Raw genomic sequence first — 13,155 nt, forward strand, 5'->3', positions numbered from 1 at the left:
ATGTCTATTATCATTAAACCAGTTATCTCAGAAAAGGCTAATTACCTTACGGATTTAAGAGGTTCCTATTCTTTCTTGGTAGATACTAAGGCGAATAAAATCCAGATTAAAAAAGCTGTTGAAGCGGCTTATGGTGTAAAAGTAGCAGACGTTAATACAATGATTTATGCTCCGAAGGTTTCTTCGAAATACACTAAAAAAGGTCTTCAGGTTGGAAAGACAAACAAATTGAAAAAAGCGGTAATCAAACTTGCTGAAGGTGAGGTTATCGATATTTTTGCTGTAAATTAATTATTAATTATAAATAATAGTAATGTCTGTTAGAAAATTAAAACCTATCACCCCGGGACAGAGATTCAGAATTGTAAACAATTTTGAGGAAATTACTACCAACAAGCCAGAGAAATCTCTAACAGTTGGTATTAAAAAGTCAGGTGGACGTAACCAAACTGGTAAAATGACCATGCGTTACACCGGCGGTGGACACAAAAAGAAATACAGAATTATTGACTTCAAAAGAAACAAAGCAAACGTTGAAGCCACTGTAAAATCTGTAGAATACGATCCAAACAGAACTGCATTTATCGCTTTATTAGAATATGCTGACGGAGAGAAGAGATACATCATCGCTCCAAACGGTATCAAAGTAGATCAGAAAGTAGTTTCAGGTGAAAGCGTAGAACCAAATGTAGGGAACGCAATGAAATTGAAAAATATTCCATTGGGTACTGTAATTTCTTGTGTTGAAATGAAGCCTGGTCAAGGTGCTATTTTAGCAAGAAGTGCTGGTTCTTCAGCTCAATTAACATCAAGAGACGGAAAATATGCAATCATTAAATTGCCTTCAGGAGAGTCAAGAATGATCCTTATTGAATGTATGGCAATGATTGGTTCAGTTTCCAACTCTGATCACCAATTAACAGTATCAGGTAAAGCTGGTAGAAGCAGATGGTTAGGTAGAAGACCAAGAACAAGAGCGGTAGTAATGAACCCTGTAGATCACCCAATGGGTGGTGGGGAAGGACGTTCTTCAGGAGGTCACCCAAGATCTAGAAACGGTATGCCGTCTAAAGGTTACAAAACTAGAAAGAAAAACAAAGTGTCTAACCGTTACATCGTATCTAAAAGAAAATAATTATGGCAAGATCACTTAAAAAAGGACCGTTCATTCATCATACTTTAGATAAGAAGGTTCAGGCAAATATAGAGTCTGGTAAGAAGACAGTTATCAAAACTTGGTCTAGAGCATCGATGATCTCTCCGGACTTCGTAGGACAAACTATTGCTGTACACAATGGAAAATCTTTTATTCCTGTTTATGTTACAGAAAACATGGTAGGTCACAAGTTAGGCGAATTTTCTCCAACAAGATCTTTCAGAGGTCATGGTGGTAACAAAAACAAAGGAAGCAGATAATCATGGGATCAAGAAAAAGAGAAAGTGCATTAGCACGTAAATTAACAAATCAAGATGTAGTAAAAGCATTACATAATGATTGCCCGTCTTCTCCAAGAAAAATGAGATTAGTAGCTGATATCATCAGAGGAGTAGAAGTAGACAAAGCTTTATACATTCTAAAATATTCTAAGAAAGACGCATCTAACAAGTTAGAGAAAGTCTTACTTTCAGCAATGGCCAACTGGCAAGCAAAAAACGAAGGGGCTGATATCGAAGAAGCAAACCTTATCGTTAAAGAAATTTTTGTAGACAGTGCAAGACAATTGAAGAGACTGAGACCAGCTCCACAAGGAAGAGGGTACAGAATCAGAAAAAGATCAAACCACATTACGTTAATCTTAGGTACAAAAGAAAATTAATCAAGGTATGGGACAGAAGACAAATCCAATTGGTAATAGATTAGGTATCATCAGAGGATGGGATTCTAACTGGTTTGGTGGAAACGATTATGGAGACAGAATCGCGGAAGACTACAAAATCAGAAGATACCTTGAAGCTAGATTATCTAAAGGTGGGATTTCAAGAATTTATATTGAAAGAACATTAAAATTAGTAACAGTTACGATCACTACTGCTAGACCGGGACTTATCATCGGTAAAGGAGGTCAGGAAGTTGATAAATTGAAAGAAGAGTTGAAAAAATTGACTAAAAAGGATATTCAGATCAACATCTTCGAAATCAAAAGACCTGAGCTTGATGCAGTATTAGTAGCTGACAGTATTGCTAAGCAAATCGAAAACAGAATTTCTTACAGAAGAGCTGTGAAGATGGCGATAGCAGGTACAATGAGAATGGGAGCAGAAGGTATCAAAGTTCAGATCTCTGGTAGATTGAACGGTGCTGAAATGGCAAGATCAGAATCTTTCAAAGACGGAAGAATTCCATTGTCTACTTTCAGAGCAGATATCGATTACCATATCGGTGAGGCACTTACTCAGTACGGAAAGCTAGGGGTAAAAGTTTGGATCATGAAAGGTGAAGTTTACGGTAAAAGAGAACTTTCTCCGCTAGTGGGACAACAGAAAAAAGGAGGTCAGTCAGGAGACAGAGACAGAAACAACAGAGGAGGAGACAGAGACAACAGAAGACCTAGAAAGAACAATAACAATAATAACAATAATAATTAAAAATTTTAGATTAGACCATTTTGAATTTTAAATTACCGTTACTTTTTTAAAATAAAAAACAATCTAAAATCTAAAATCTAAAATCTAAAATTTAGAAATTATGTTACAACCAAAAAAGAACCAAGTTCCGTAGAGTACATAAGATGAAAATGAAGGGGAGTGCCCAGAGAGGTAGTCAACTTGCTTATGGAACTTTCGGGATTAAGGCGACAGAAGGTGCTTGGATCACTGCAAGACAAATTGAAGCTGCTCGTATCGCTGCGACAAGATATATGAAAAGAGAAGGTCAGCTATGGATTAAAATCTTCCCGGATAAGCCAATTACCAAAAAACCAGCTGAAGTAAGGATGGGTAAAGGTAAAGGTGCCGTGGAATATTGGGTAGCTGTAGTAAAACCAGGTAAAATTATGTTCGAAATCGGAGGTGTACCTTACGAAATCGCTAAGGAAGCTCTTAGACTTGCTGCACAAAAATTACCGGTAGTTACTAAATTCATCGTTGCTAACGATTTTGTTAAACCTCTTTAATCTTTGAATACAATGAAAAAAGCTGATATTAAAAATTTAAGCGCGGGTGATATTCAAGCTCAATTAACTGAAGCAAAAGCTCAATATTCTAAATTGAAATTGGCTCATGCAATCAGCCCAGTTGAAAACCCGATCCAAATCAGAGATTTGAGAAAAACAATCGCTAGACTAAATACTGAGTTAACTAACAAACAATAATTTCATTTTACAATGGATAGAAATTTAAGAAAAGAAAGAATCGGAGTGGTTTCCAGCAATAAAATGGAAAAAACTATTGTTGTTAGTGAAACTACAAGAGTAAAGCACCCGATGTACGGTAAATTCGTTTTGAAAACGAAAAAATATACTGCACACGACGAGAACAACGAATGCACAGAAGGTGATACAGTTCTGATCCAGGAAACTAGACCTTTGAGTAAGAACAAGAGATGGAGATTAGTAAGAATCATTGAAAAAGCTAAGTAATAATGTTACAAACAGAATCAAGATTAAAAGTTGCTGATAACACAGGTGCTAAAGAGGTATTGGTTATCAGAGTTCTGGGAGGAACCAGAAGAAGATATGCTTCAGTTGGTGATAAAATCGTTGTTACTATCAAAGATTCTACACCATCAGGAAACGCTAAGAAAGGTCAGGTATCTAAAGCTGTAGTAGTAAGAACTAAAAAAGCGGTTAGAAGAAAAGATGGTTCATACATCAAATTCGAAGACAATGCTTGTGTATTGCTTAACGCAGCAGGAGAAATGAGAGGAACCCGTGTTTTCGGACCGGTTGCCCGTGAGTTGAGAGACAAAGAATATATGAAAATCATTTCATTAGCTCCTGAAGTACTTTAATATTTAAAATTTTAAAAAAAATGTCAAAGTTAAAAATAAAAAGAGGAGATAACGTAATCGTAACTACCGGTAAGAAAGGTCTTAAAGGTGGTACCGGTGAAGTTATTGAAGTGATCAAAAAAGAAGGAAGAGACCCTAGAGTTATCGTTGCAGGACTTAATATCGTTAAAAAACACGTTAAGCCTTCAGCTTCTAACCCTCAAGGAGGAATCACTGAGAAGGAAGCTTCTATTCATATCTCAAACGTAGCTTTAGTTGGTAAAGACGGAAAAGCTATCAAAGTAGGTTACAAAATCGAAGGAGATAAGAAAGTAAGAATCAACAAAAAAACGGGTGAAACTTTATAATTTTAAATAACACATGGAATATATAGCAAGACCCAAAAAAGCATATAAAGAAACGATTATTCCTGCAATGATGGAAGAATTCGGATACAAATCTGTAATGCAGGTACCTAGACTGGAGAAAATTATTTTATCTCAAGGTTTAGGAGATGCTACTGCAGATAAAAAAATCATCGATTATGCTGTTGAAGAATTAACGAACATCACTGGTCAGAAAGCTGTAGGCACGATCTCTAAGAAAGACGAGGCTGCTTTCAAACTAAGAAAAGGAATGCCTGTAGGTGCTAAAGTTACGTTGAGAGCTCACAAAATGTATGAGTTCCTAGACAGATTAACTTCTTCTGCATTGCCGCGTATCAGAGATTTCTCTGGGATCAAGGCTGATGGTTTCGATGGTAGAGGTAATTATAACTTAGGGATCACTGAGCAGATCATCTTCCCTGAGATTGTAATTGACAAAGTGAAAAAAATCCAAGGGATGGACATCACTTTCGTTACTACTGCGAAAACAGATAAAGAGGCTAAAGCATTATTAACTCACTTCGGTTTACCATTCAAAAAGAACTAAGAAATGGCTAAAGAATCAATGAAAGCGCGTGAGCGCAAAAGAGAAGCGTTAGTTGCTAAATACGCTGATAAAAGAAAAGCTCTAAAAGAAGCAGGTGACTATGAAGCACTTCAGAAGTTACCTAAAAACGCTTCTCCTGTAAGATTACACAACAGATGTAAGCTGACAGGAAGACCAAGAGGGTATATGAGAACGTTCGGTATTTCCAGAGTAACTTTCAGAGAAATGGCAAACAACGGTCTTATCCCGGGAGTTAAAAAAGCTAGTTGGTAATAATTACTAATTAAAAATTCGGGACAATTAAGTTGTCTGGATACTAAAGAATACAAAATATCAGGCCAAAGTTTCTGAGGCCTGATATTTTACTCTTCAAGTCCTTACAATACTGATTGTTCTTTAACCAATAATTTATAAAAGAAAAATGGTAACAGATCCAATTTCAGATTTCCTAACAAGAGTAAGGAACGCACAAAGCGCAGGCCACAAAGTGGTGGAAATTCCTGCATCGAAAATCAAAAAGGAGATTACTAAGATTTTATTTGATCAAGGGTATATCTTAAACTACAAGTTTGAAGATAGCGCTGTTCAGGGTACGATCAAAATCGCTTTAAAGTACGACAAACAAACCAGCAAACCTGCTATTAAATCTATCCAAAGAGCTTCTAGACCAGGTTTGAGACAGTACAAAGGTTCTACTGAACTTCCAAGAGTACTAAACGGTTTGGGTATTTCTATCATCTCTACTTCTAAAGGAGTAATGACTGACAAGAAAGCCAGAGAAGAAAAAGTAGGCGGTGAAGTAATCTGCTATGTTTATTAATTTTTAATCACAGGAAAATGTCAAGAATTGGTAAAGCAATTATAACAGTTCCAGCAGGAGTTACAATCACTGAAAACAATGGTGTGGTAACTGTAAAAGGTCCTAAAGGAGAACTTTCTCAGGAGCTTACAGCAGGAATTACTATAGAACAGAAAGATGGTGAACTGAACGTAAACAGACCATCTGAAGCTAAACAACACAAAGCGCTTCACGGTTTATACAGAGCGTTAATCAACAACATGATTGTTGGTGTAAATCAAGGTTTCGAAAAGAAACTGGAACTAGTAGGGGTAGGATACAGAGCATCACACGCAGGTCAAAAACTTGAGTTGGCTTTAGGATTCTCTCACGGTATCGTATTAGAACTTCCTAGCGAAGTAAAAGTTGATACATTGACTGAAAAAGGTAAAAACCCAATTATTACTTTAACGTCTCACGACAACCAACTTCTAGGGATGGTAGCTGCAAAGATTCGTTCTTTCAGAAAGCCTGAGCCATACAAAGGAAAAGGTGTAAGATTCGTAGGAGAAATTGTTAGACGTAAAGCTGGTAAATCTGCTTAATAAATTATAAGTATTATGGCATTAAGTAAAGTAGAAAAAAGAATAAGAATCAAAAGAAGAGTAAGAGGAAAAATCTCCGGATCTTCTGAATTGCCAAGATTATCTGTATACAAAAGTAATAAGGAAATTTACGCTCAGTTAATCGACGATAACAGTGGAAAAACTTTAGCTTCTGCTTCTTCAAGAGAGAAAGGCGTTGAGGCTAACGGAAATAAGACTGAAGTTTCTGCTGCTGTAGGTAAAGCTATTGCTGCTAAGGCTATCGCTGCAGGAATCGAAAATATTGTATTTGATAGAAACGGATTCGTATATCACGGAAGAGTAAAAGCTCTTGCTGACGGTGCGAGAGAAGGTGGACTTAAATTCTAATCATTAAATTTCGGAAAATATGTTAGGACTAGATAATATAGAAAGAGTAAAACCGGGAGGATTAGAACTTAAAGATCGTCTCGTAGCTGTTAACAGAGTAACAAAAGTAACTAAAGGAGGTAGAGCTTTCGGATTTTCTGCTATCGTTGTAGTAGGTAACGAAGAAGGTGTTATCGGTTACGGACTTGGAAAATCTAAAGAGGTAGCTTCTGCAATTGCCAAAGCAGTTGAAGATGCTAAGAAAAATCTTGTGAAAGTTCCTGTAATGAACCATACGATTCCTCACCAGACGACTGCTAGATACGGAGGTGCAGATATCTTCTTAAGACCTGCTTCTCACGGTACAGGACTTATCGCCGGTGGTGCGGTAAGAGCCGTATTGGAGTCTGCTGGTATTCACGATATCCTTTCAAAATCTAAAGGATCTTCTAACCCTCACAACGTGGTGAAAGCTACTTTCAAAGCGTTATTGGATATCAGAAGACCTGAAGAGATCGCTAGAATGAGAGGAGTTTCTCTAAGTAAAGTGTTTAACGGTTAATATATAAACAATGGCAACAATCAAAGTAAAACAAGTAAGAAGCGCTATTGGAAGAACAAAAACCCAAAAGAGAACGCTTGAAGCATTAGGATTAAAGAAACTTCACCAAGTTGTAGAACACGAAGCTACTCCTTCTATCTTAGGAATGATAGCTGCAGTTAGTCACTTACTTGAAGTTCAAAAATAATTTTTAAAATAATTTTAAAATGAATTTAAACAACATAAAGCCAGCTGCAGGATCAACCTTCAATTCAAAAAGAATTGGTAGAGGTCAGGGTACTGGAAAAGGAGGTACTTCTACAAAAGGTCACAAAGGACAGAAAGCAAGAGCCGGATATTCTCAGAAAATCGGTTTTGAAGGAGGTCAGATGCCTTTACAAAGAAGATTACCTAAATTCGGATTCAAAAATGTAAACAGAAAAGAGTTTAGAGGAATTAATCTTGATACAATCCAGACTTTAATTGAAAATAAATCTATCACAGGAGATATTACAAGAGAAGTTATGATTGAAAACGGTTTAATTACTAAAAACGAATTAGTGAAAATTATGGGTAGAGGAGAATTGAAATCTGCGGTTTCAATCTCTGCTGACAAGTTCACTAAATCTGCTGAAGAGTTGATCTCTAAAGCAGGTGGAAAAGCAATTACCTTATAATAATTACTAATGAAAGAATTTATACAAACCCTCAAAAATATTTGGAGTCTTAAAGAACTTAGAGATAAAATTATCTTCACTTTAGGAATTATCCTTGTGTATAGATTCGCATCTTATATCTCTTTGCCTGCAATTAACCTTGCAGAAGTGGGAGATCTCTTAGAGCATTATAAAAATCAAGGCGGTAACAAGCAAGGAGCAGGTCTCCTTGGCTTGCTTTCGTCGTTTACGGGAGGAGCTTTCAGCCACGCTTCCGTAATGGCGTTAGGTATCATGCCTTATATTTCTGCTTCTATTATTGTTCAGTTGATGGGGATGGCTATTCCTTATCTTCAGAAGCTTCAGAAAGATGGAGAGTCAGGTAGAAATACATTGAATCAGATAACTAGATGGTTAACAATTGGCGTTTGTTTAGTACAGGCACCTTCTTATTTAACTTCTATTACTCAATTATTCTTACCGTATGCTCAGTTCTCATCTGCATATTATGTAGAGCCAAATTCTATCATGTTCTGGTTGCCAAGTATTGTTATTTTGGTTGCCGGGTCAGTATTCGCAATGTGGTTGGGTGAGAAAATCACCGACAAAGGTATTGGAAACGGTATCTCTATCCTTATTATGGTGGGGATTCTTTCAAGATTACCTGAAGCATTCGTACAGGAAATGGCGGTTCAGAACGGAAAAGGAGGAATGGGATCAATCATGATCCTTATTGAAGTAATTTTTTGGATGGTAGTGGTTCTTTTAGCGGTGGTATTGTCCGTTGCTGTCAGAAAAATTCCTATCCAGTATGTAAGCAGAGCTCAGGCAAGAGGAGGTGTAAACAGAAATCTTATGCAGGGAGCGAGACAGTGGATCCCATTGAAAGTAAATGCTGCCGGTGTAATGCCAATTATCTTTGCTCAGGCATTGATGTTCGTACCGGGATTATTAACTAAAGTGGATGAATCTAATACTTTTCTTGCAGGTTTCAAGAATGTTTTTAGCTGGCAGTACAACGTATTGTTTGCATTATTGATTATTATCTTCTCGTTTTTCTATACTGCAATTACGATTCCGGTAAACCAGATGGCTGATGATTTGAAGAGGAATGGAGGCTTGGTACCGAAAGTAAGACCAGGAAAAGAGACGGCTGATTATTTAGATGATATTTTATCAAAAATTACCTTGCCAGGTGCAATTTTTTTATCTATCTTTGCAGTCCTTCCGGCAATTGTACACGGAAGCTTTGTTCAGACAGATGCGTTCGCCTTATTTTTCGGGGGAACATCACTATTGATTATGGTTGGAGTAATTTTAGATACTGTTCAACAGATTAATACTTATCTGCTGAACCATCATTATGATGGCTTAATGCAGTCTAAATTATCAAGAACGACTGGATATTAATTTATGGCAAAACAAAAACATATTGAACAGGACGGCGTTATCACGGAAGCACTTTCGAACGCTCAGTTCCGTGTTGAACTGGAAAATGGGCATGTTCTTATTGCTCATATCTCTGGTAAAATGCGTATGCACTATATTAAGTTATTACCTGGTGATAAGGTAAAATTAGAAATGTCTCCTTACGATTTGTCGAAGGGGAGAATTACATTTAGATATTAAAACAATCTGCCAAATGGAACACGCGTTTCATTTGGCTGTTGTTAAAAAATAAATACGATCAAAATGAAAGTAAGAGCATCAATTAAAAAAAGAAGCGCTGATTGCAAAATCGTACGCAGAAAAGGTGTACTATTCGTAATCAACAAGAAGAACCCAAAATTTAAACAAAGACAAGGCTAACATTAAATTATGGCGAGAATTTCAGGTATTGATTTACCAAAAAACAAAAGAGGTGTTATCGGTTTAACTTACATCTACGGAATTGGAAGAAGTACTTCTTCAGAAATCCTTAAAGCTGCCGGTATCAGCGAAGACAAGAAAGTCAACGAATGGAATGACGATGAATTGGCTGCAATCAGAAACTATATCTCTGAAAACATTAAAGTAGAAGGAGAGCTTAGATCTGAAGTGCAATTGAACATCAAGAGATTGATGGACATAGGATGCCAACGAGGAATACGTCACAGACTTGGATTACCTTTAAGAGGCCAGAGAACGAAAAACAACTCTAGAACCCGAAAAGGAAAGAGAAAAACTGTTGCTAACAAGAAAAAAGCTAGTAAATAATCGTTAGGAATTATGGCAAAACAAACTAAAGTAGTTAAGAAAAGAAAAGTAAAAGTTGAAGCTATTGGTGAAGCTCATATTCAGGCTTCTTTCAATAACATCATCATTTCTTTAACAAATAAAAACGGAGAGGTTATCTCTTGGGCTTCTGCCGGTAAAATGGGTTTCAGAGGTTCTAAAAAGAATACTCCATTTGCTGCTCAGATGGCAGCTGAAAATTGCTCTGCTGTAGCTCACGAAGCTGGATTAAGAAGAGTAAAGGTGTTTGTGAAAGGGCCAGGTGCAGGTAGAGAATCTGCTATCAGATCTATTCACAATTCAGGAATTGAAGTTAGCGAAATCATTGATGTGACTCCTATGCCACACAATGGATGTAGACCACCAAAAAGAAGAAGAGTTTAATTTTTAGAATTTACCCCATTATGGCAAGATATATTGGACCTAAAACTAAGATTGCTAGAAAGTTTGGTGCTGCAATCTACGGAGATGACAAAAACTTCGAAAAAAGAAAAAACCAACCGCCAGGACAACACGGTCCTAACAAAAGAAGAGGTGCTAAAAAATCTGAATATGCAGTTCAGTTGGCTGAAAAACAAAAAGCTAAATATACTTATGGTATTTTAGAAAGACAGTTTGCTAACTTATTCGACAAAGCACACAGAAGTAAAGGTGTAACAGGTGAAGTTTTATTACAACTTTGCGAATCTAGATTGGATAACGTAGTGTACAGATTAGGTTTTGCTAAAACAAGATCTGCTGCAAGACAATTAGTTTCTCACAGACACATCACTGTGAATGGAGAGATTCTGAACATTCCTTCATATTTGGTAAAAGCAGGTGACGTAATTGCTGTAAGAGAAAAATCTAAATCTCTTGAAGTTGTTACAAACGCATTGGCTTCTAAAGCAAATTATGAGTGGTTACAATTCAACGATGAGAAGAAAGAAGGTACTTTCGTTTCTGCTCCTGAGAGAATCCAAATTCCGGAAGACATCAAGGAACAGCTTATCGTCGAACTTTACTCTAAATAATTTTTTAATCAAATTTTTGCTCAACCCAATAATATGGCAATTTTACAATTCATAAAACCCGATAAAGTAATTTTACTTAACTCTGATGATTTTAGAGGTCAGTTTGAATTCAGACCACTAGAACCAGGTTTCGGGCTTACAATCGGTAATGCTTTGAGAAGAGTGTTGCTTTCTTCTCTGGAAGGATACGCTATTTCATCTATCAAAATAGAAGGTGTAGAGCACGAATTTTCAACTATTCCAGGAGTAATCGAAGATGTTACCGAAATTATTCTTAACCTTAAGCAGGTAAGATTAAAAGCTACAGCAGAAAACCAGTCTAATGAGCAGGTTGTTGCTAAGGTTTCGGGTCAAACGGTTATTACTGCTGGTGATTTAGGTAAATCTATCAACGGATTTGAGGTATTAAACCCGGATTTAGTGATTTGTAACCTAAACAGTGATGTAACTTTCGAAATTACTTTCAACATAGAAAAAGGAAGAGGGTATGTTCCTTCTGAACAAAATAAGTCAAACAATGCACCTGTTGGTACTATTGCCATCGACTCTATTTTTACGCCAATCAAGAAAGTACAGTACAGCATTGAAAATTATCGTGTAGAGCAAAAAACAGACTACGAAAAACTTGTATTAGATATAGAAACTGATGGTTCCATCAGTCCTCAAAATGCTTTAACAGAAGCTTCTAAGATATTAATTTATCACTTCATGTTGTTCTCTGATGAGAGAATCACACTTGAAACAGAAGCTGTAAAAGCATCTATCCAATACGACGAGGAAACTCTTCATACAAGACAACTACTTAAGTCTAAATTAGCAGATATGGATCTTTCCGTAAGAGCCCTTAACTGTCTGAAAGCTGCTGAAGTAGAAACTCTTGGAGAACTGGTTTCTTACAGTAAGTCTGATTTGATGAAATTCAGAAATTTTGGTAAAAAATCTTTGACAGAACTAGAAGAATTAGTGCATTCAAAAGGTCTTAACTTCGGTTTCGACGTTGCAAAATATAAGTTAGACGCTGATAAATAATTAATAATGAGACACGGTAAAAAATTCAATCACTTAGGAAGAACAGCTTCTCACAGAAGTGCTTTACTTTCTAATATGGCTTGTTCTCTAATTGAGCATAAAAGAATCAACACTACTGTTGCTAAAGCTAAAGCTTTAAGAGTATATGTTGAGCCTCTATTAACTAAAGCAAAAGAAGATACTACACACAACAGAAGAATTGTTTTTTCATATCTTCAAAACAAGGAAGCGGTTACTGAATTATTCAGAACAGTAGCTCCTAAAATCGCTGAGAGAAACGGTGGTTATACAAGAATCATCAAAACAGGTTTCAGACCAGGTGATGCTGCTGATACTGCTCTTATCGAATTGGTAGACTTCAACGAGCTTTATAATCCTAATGCTGAAGAGAAAAAAGCGACAAGAAGAAGCAGAAGATCTACAACTGCTAAAAAAAGAAGCTGTCGTTGCTGAAGCTCCTGTAGTAGAAGAAAAAGCTGCTGAGCCAACGGCTGAAGCTGCTGATTCTACAGAGGAAAAAACTGAAGAATAATATTCTCAGAATATAAAAAGAAAAACCGTTCAGATTGCTGAACGGTTTTTTTATGTTAAATTTTCGTCCTTACGAGTTGGATAATATTATTTTCCTGATCTAAAATCAAACTATCTCCTTTTACGGTGGCTTTCATATCCATTTTTTCGTAAGTCGTTTCGTTTCCTTTAGATTCTACTTTATTCAGAATAAAAGTCTTATTATTACTTCTGACACTCATTGTTTTTTCTTCGTAATTAAAAACTACTTTTACCAGGCTTCCATCAGTGGCTTTGTAAACGTAATCTGTTTTTACATATTTTTTTCCGTTGACATCAGTTTGATATTGAACGGTAGAATCTACTTTACCGTTATCTGCCAATATTACTCCTGAACTGTCTGATTTTAGTACACTTTTATTTCCGCTTTCACTTTTTTTTACAGCTTATTAGCGATAATGAAATCATTGCAACTGCGATGAAAATTCCCTTTTTCATGATGTTAATTTTTTTTAATGTAGTGATTGTTAATTATTTTAAAAAGTAAAGTAATTTTCACTAAATTTAATAAAAACAAAAACTAAACCAATAAAAGGAGAC

At 36.2% G+C, this 13,155-nt stretch carries 26 protein-coding genes and 1 pseudogene; 26 read left to right on the forward strand and 1 reads right to left on the reverse strand.

Annotation, left to right across the window (positions count from 1 at the left end; all coding sequences use genetic code 11):
- The 26 genes and pseudogenes from rplW to rplQ all read left to right on the forward strand — a co-directional run bounded on the left by rplW (nt 1) and on the right by rplQ (nt 12,577).
- The gene (gene rplW, locus AAHI02_RS15035) at nt 1–291 is read left to right on the forward strand and encodes a 50S ribosomal protein L23 (RefSeq protein ID WP_042720941.1); all 291 of its coding nucleotides are present in this window, start codon (nt 1–3) and stop codon (nt 289–291) included.
- 22 nt (nt 292–313) lie between these two features.
- Nucleotides 314–1,135, forward strand: a complete 822-nt coding sequence (rplB, locus tag AAHI02_RS15040) for a 50S ribosomal protein L2 (protein ID WP_346983940.1) — start codon at nt 314–316, stop codon at nt 1,133–1,135.
- Nucleotides 1,136–1,137: 2 nt separating this feature from the next.
- Entirely contained in the window at nt 1,138–1,416 is a 279-nt protein-coding gene (gene rpsS, locus AAHI02_RS15045) for a 30S ribosomal protein S19 (RefSeq protein ID WP_002983209.1), read from the forward strand.
- Between the two features lie 2 nt (nt 1,417–1,418).
- Nucleotides 1,419–1,817 carry a 50S ribosomal protein L22 gene (rplV, locus tag AAHI02_RS15050; protein WP_027387214.1) on the forward strand — a complete coding sequence of 133 codons (399 nt, stop codon included), beginning with the start codon at nt 1,419–1,421 and terminating at the stop codon, nt 1,815–1,817.
- A gap of 7 nt (nt 1,818–1,824) precedes the next feature.
- Nucleotides 1,825–2,586, forward strand: a complete 762-nt coding sequence (rpsC, locus tag AAHI02_RS15055) for a 30S ribosomal protein S3 (protein ID WP_042720940.1) — start codon at nt 1,825–1,827, stop codon at nt 2,584–2,586.
- 143 nt (nt 2,587–2,729) lie between these two features.
- Complete coding sequence (gene rplP / locus AAHI02_RS15060) at nt 2,730–3,113, forward strand: 50S ribosomal protein L16 (RefSeq protein ID WP_346983941.1); 384 nt, start codon at nt 2,730–2,732, stop codon at nt 3,111–3,113.
- Between the two features lie 12 nt (nt 3,114–3,125).
- Nucleotides 3,126–3,311, forward strand: coding sequence for a 50S ribosomal protein L29 (gene rpmC, locus AAHI02_RS15065; RefSeq protein WP_089793291.1), 186 nt, complete (start codon nt 3,126–3,128; stop codon nt 3,309–3,311).
- A 12-nt stretch (nt 3,312–3,323) separates the two neighbouring features.
- Nucleotides 3,324–3,578, forward strand: a complete 255-nt coding sequence (gene rpsQ, locus AAHI02_RS15070) for a 30S ribosomal protein S17 (RefSeq protein ID WP_042720938.1) — start codon at nt 3,324–3,326, stop codon at nt 3,576–3,578.
- Nucleotides 3,579–3,580: 2 nt separating this feature from the next.
- Entirely contained in the window at nt 3,581–3,949 is a 369-nt protein-coding gene (gene rplN / locus AAHI02_RS15075; protein ID WP_007839504.1) for a 50S ribosomal protein L14, read from the forward strand.
- 20 nt (nt 3,950–3,969) lie between these two features.
- Entirely contained in the window at nt 3,970–4,296 is a 327-nt protein-coding gene (gene rplX / locus AAHI02_RS15080; RefSeq protein WP_034678023.1) for a 50S ribosomal protein L24, read from the forward strand.
- 13 nt (nt 4,297–4,309) lie between these two features.
- On the forward strand, nt 4,310–4,861 hold the full coding sequence (gene rplE, locus AAHI02_RS15085; RefSeq protein WP_346983942.1) for a 50S ribosomal protein L5: 552 nt from the start codon (nt 4,310–4,312) through the stop codon (nt 4,859–4,861).
- 3 nt (nt 4,862–4,864) lie between these two features.
- Nucleotides 4,865–5,134, forward strand: coding sequence for a 30S ribosomal protein S14 (gene rpsN, locus AAHI02_RS15090; RefSeq protein ID WP_007839501.1), 270 nt, complete (start codon nt 4,865–4,867; stop codon nt 5,132–5,134).
- A 148-nt stretch (nt 5,135–5,282) separates the two neighbouring features.
- Nucleotides 5,283–5,681, forward strand: coding sequence for a 30S ribosomal protein S8 (rpsH, locus tag AAHI02_RS15095; protein WP_062162720.1), 399 nt, complete (start codon nt 5,283–5,285; stop codon nt 5,679–5,681).
- 17 nt (nt 5,682–5,698) lie between these two features.
- Complete coding sequence (gene rplF / locus AAHI02_RS15100) at nt 5,699–6,244, forward strand: 50S ribosomal protein L6 (RefSeq protein ID WP_346983943.1); 546 nt, start codon at nt 5,699–5,701, stop codon at nt 6,242–6,244.
- Between the two features lie 15 nt (nt 6,245–6,259).
- Nucleotides 6,260–6,613: a 50S ribosomal protein L18 gene (rplR, locus tag AAHI02_RS15105; RefSeq protein ID WP_346983944.1), complete on the forward strand. Its 354-nt coding sequence runs from the start codon at nt 6,260–6,262 to the stop codon at nt 6,611–6,613.
- 19 nt (nt 6,614–6,632) lie between these two features.
- Nucleotides 6,633–7,154: a 30S ribosomal protein S5 gene (gene rpsE / locus AAHI02_RS15110; protein WP_034712988.1), complete on the forward strand. Its 522-nt coding sequence runs from the start codon at nt 6,633–6,635 to the stop codon at nt 7,152–7,154.
- Between the two features lie 10 nt (nt 7,155–7,164).
- Nucleotides 7,165–7,341 carry a 50S ribosomal protein L30 gene (rpmD, locus tag AAHI02_RS15115; protein ID WP_029297759.1) on the forward strand — a complete coding sequence of 59 codons (177 nt, stop codon included), beginning with the start codon at nt 7,165–7,167 and terminating at the stop codon, nt 7,339–7,341.
- A gap of 19 nt (nt 7,342–7,360) precedes the next feature.
- On the forward strand, nt 7,361–7,810 hold the full coding sequence (gene rplO, locus AAHI02_RS15120; RefSeq protein ID WP_042721506.1) for a 50S ribosomal protein L15: 450 nt from the start codon (nt 7,361–7,363) through the stop codon (nt 7,808–7,810).
- A 9-nt stretch (nt 7,811–7,819) separates the two neighbouring features.
- Complete coding sequence (gene secY / locus AAHI02_RS15125) at nt 7,820–9,199, forward strand: preprotein translocase subunit SecY (protein WP_346983945.1); 1,380 nt, start codon at nt 7,820–7,822, stop codon at nt 9,197–9,199.
- 3 nt (nt 9,200–9,202) lie between these two features.
- Nucleotides 9,203–9,418 carry a translation initiation factor IF-1 gene (gene infA / locus AAHI02_RS15130; RefSeq protein ID WP_029297754.1) on the forward strand — a complete coding sequence of 72 codons (216 nt, stop codon included), beginning with the start codon at nt 9,203–9,205 and terminating at the stop codon, nt 9,416–9,418.
- A gap of 63 nt (nt 9,419–9,481) precedes the next feature.
- Nucleotides 9,482–9,598, forward strand: coding sequence for a 50S ribosomal protein L36 (gene rpmJ, locus AAHI02_RS15135; protein ID WP_007839480.1), 117 nt, complete (start codon nt 9,482–9,484; stop codon nt 9,596–9,598).
- A gap of 9 nt (nt 9,599–9,607) precedes the next feature.
- The gene (rpsM, locus tag AAHI02_RS15140; RefSeq protein ID WP_027381318.1) at nt 9,608–9,985 is read left to right on the forward strand and encodes a 30S ribosomal protein S13; all 378 of its coding nucleotides are present in this window, start codon (nt 9,608–9,610) and stop codon (nt 9,983–9,985) included.
- 12 nt (nt 9,986–9,997) lie between these two features.
- Nucleotides 9,998–10,387 (forward strand): 30S ribosomal protein S11, encoded by a 390-nt coding sequence (rpsK, locus tag AAHI02_RS15145; RefSeq protein ID WP_002983263.1) that lies wholly within the window; start codon nt 9,998–10,000, stop codon nt 10,385–10,387.
- A 20-nt stretch (nt 10,388–10,407) separates the two neighbouring features.
- Nucleotides 10,408–11,016 carry a 30S ribosomal protein S4 gene (rpsD, locus tag AAHI02_RS15150; RefSeq protein WP_169231317.1) on the forward strand — a complete coding sequence of 203 codons (609 nt, stop codon included), beginning with the start codon at nt 10,408–10,410 and terminating at the stop codon, nt 11,014–11,016.
- 33 nt (nt 11,017–11,049) lie between these two features.
- Nucleotides 11,050–12,045: a DNA-directed RNA polymerase subunit alpha gene (locus AAHI02_RS15155; protein ID WP_346983946.1), complete on the forward strand. Its 996-nt coding sequence runs from the start codon at nt 11,050–11,052 to the stop codon at nt 12,043–12,045.
- Nucleotides 12,046–12,051: 6 nt separating this feature from the next.
- Nucleotides 12,052–12,577, forward strand: a pseudogene (rplQ, locus tag AAHI02_RS15160) (50S ribosomal protein L17).
- 55 nt (nt 12,578–12,632) lie between these two features.
- On the opposite strand, the gene AAHI02_RS15165 reads toward rplQ, so the two are convergent.
- Entirely contained in the window at nt 12,633–12,938 is a 306-nt protein-coding gene (locus AAHI02_RS15165) for a hypothetical protein (protein ID WP_346983947.1), read from the reverse strand.
- Nucleotides 12,939–13,155 lie beyond the last annotated feature (217 nt).

The organism is Chryseobacterium sp. POE27 (assembly GCF_039727685.1).
Taxonomy (GTDB): domain Bacteria; phylum Bacteroidota; class Bacteroidia; order Flavobacteriales; family Weeksellaceae; genus Chryseobacterium.

Bases quoted from the DNA above. Each gene is read 5' to 3' on its own strand.
- rpsH (WP_062162720.1), top strand. From the start codon at position 5,283: ATGGTAACAGATCCAATTTCAGATTTCCTAACAAGAGTAAGGAACGCA.
- rplO (WP_042721506.1), top strand. From the start codon at position 7,361: ATGAATTTAAACAACATAAAGCCAGCTGCAGGATCAACCTTCAATTCA.
- rplE (WP_346983942.1), top strand. From the start codon at position 4,310: ATGGAATATATAGCAAGACCCAAAAAAGCATATAAAGAAACGATTATT.
- rpmC (WP_089793291.1), top strand. From the start codon at position 3,126: ATGAAAAAAGCTGATATTAAAAATTTAAGCGCGGGTGATATTCAAGCT.
- rplX (WP_034678023.1), top strand. From the start codon at position 3,970: ATGTCAAAGTTAAAAATAAAAAGAGGAGATAACGTAATCGTAACTACC.
- AAHI02_RS15155 (WP_346983946.1), top strand. From the start codon at position 11,050: ATGGCAATTTTACAATTCATAAAACCCGATAAAGTAATTTTACTTAAC.
- rplF (WP_346983943.1), top strand. From the start codon at position 5,699: ATGTCAAGAATTGGTAAAGCAATTATAACAGTTCCAGCAGGAGTTACA.
- rpsC (WP_042720940.1), top strand. From the start codon at position 1,825: ATGGGACAGAAGACAAATCCAATTGGTAATAGATTAGGTATCATCAGA.
- rpsK (WP_002983263.1), top strand. From the start codon at position 9,998: ATGGCAAAACAAACTAAAGTAGTTAAGAAAAGAAAAGTAAAAGTTGAA.
- rpsQ (WP_042720938.1), top strand. From the start codon at position 3,324: ATGGATAGAAATTTAAGAAAAGAAAGAATCGGAGTGGTTTCCAGCAAT.
- rpsE (WP_034712988.1), top strand. From the start codon at position 6,633: ATGTTAGGACTAGATAATATAGAAAGAGTAAAACCGGGAGGATTAGAA.
- rpsN (WP_007839501.1), top strand. From the start codon at position 4,865: ATGGCTAAAGAATCAATGAAAGCGCGTGAGCGCAAAAGAGAAGCGTTA.
- rpmJ (WP_007839480.1), top strand. From the start codon at position 9,482: ATGAAAGTAAGAGCATCAATTAAAAAAAGAAGCGCTGATTGCAAAATC.
- rplW (WP_042720941.1), top strand. From the start codon at position 1: ATGTCTATTATCATTAAACCAGTTATCTCAGAAAAGGCTAATTACCTT.
- rpmD (WP_029297759.1), top strand. From the start codon at position 7,165: ATGGCAACAATCAAAGTAAAACAAGTAAGAAGCGCTATTGGAAGAACA.
- rplP (WP_346983941.1), top strand. From the start codon at position 2,730: ATGAAAATGAAGGGGAGTGCCCAGAGAGGTAGTCAACTTGCTTATGGA.
- rplV (WP_027387214.1), top strand. From the start codon at position 1,419: ATGGGATCAAGAAAAAGAGAAAGTGCATTAGCACGTAAATTAACAAAT.
- secY (WP_346983945.1), top strand. From the start codon at position 7,820: ATGAAAGAATTTATACAAACCCTCAAAAATATTTGGAGTCTTAAAGAA.
- rplB (WP_346983940.1), top strand. From the start codon at position 314: ATGTCTGTTAGAAAATTAAAACCTATCACCCCGGGACAGAGATTCAGA.
- rpsD (WP_169231317.1), top strand. From the start codon at position 10,408: ATGGCAAGATATATTGGACCTAAAACTAAGATTGCTAGAAAGTTTGGT.
- rplN (WP_007839504.1), top strand. From the start codon at position 3,581: ATGTTACAAACAGAATCAAGATTAAAAGTTGCTGATAACACAGGTGCT.
- rplR (WP_346983944.1), top strand. From the start codon at position 6,260: ATGGCATTAAGTAAAGTAGAAAAAAGAATAAGAATCAAAAGAAGAGTA.
- rpsM (WP_027381318.1), top strand. From the start codon at position 9,608: ATGGCGAGAATTTCAGGTATTGATTTACCAAAAAACAAAAGAGGTGTT.
- infA (WP_029297754.1), top strand. From the start codon at position 9,203: ATGGCAAAACAAAAACATATTGAACAGGACGGCGTTATCACGGAAGCA.
- rpsS (WP_002983209.1), top strand. From the start codon at position 1,138: ATGGCAAGATCACTTAAAAAAGGACCGTTCATTCATCATACTTTAGAT.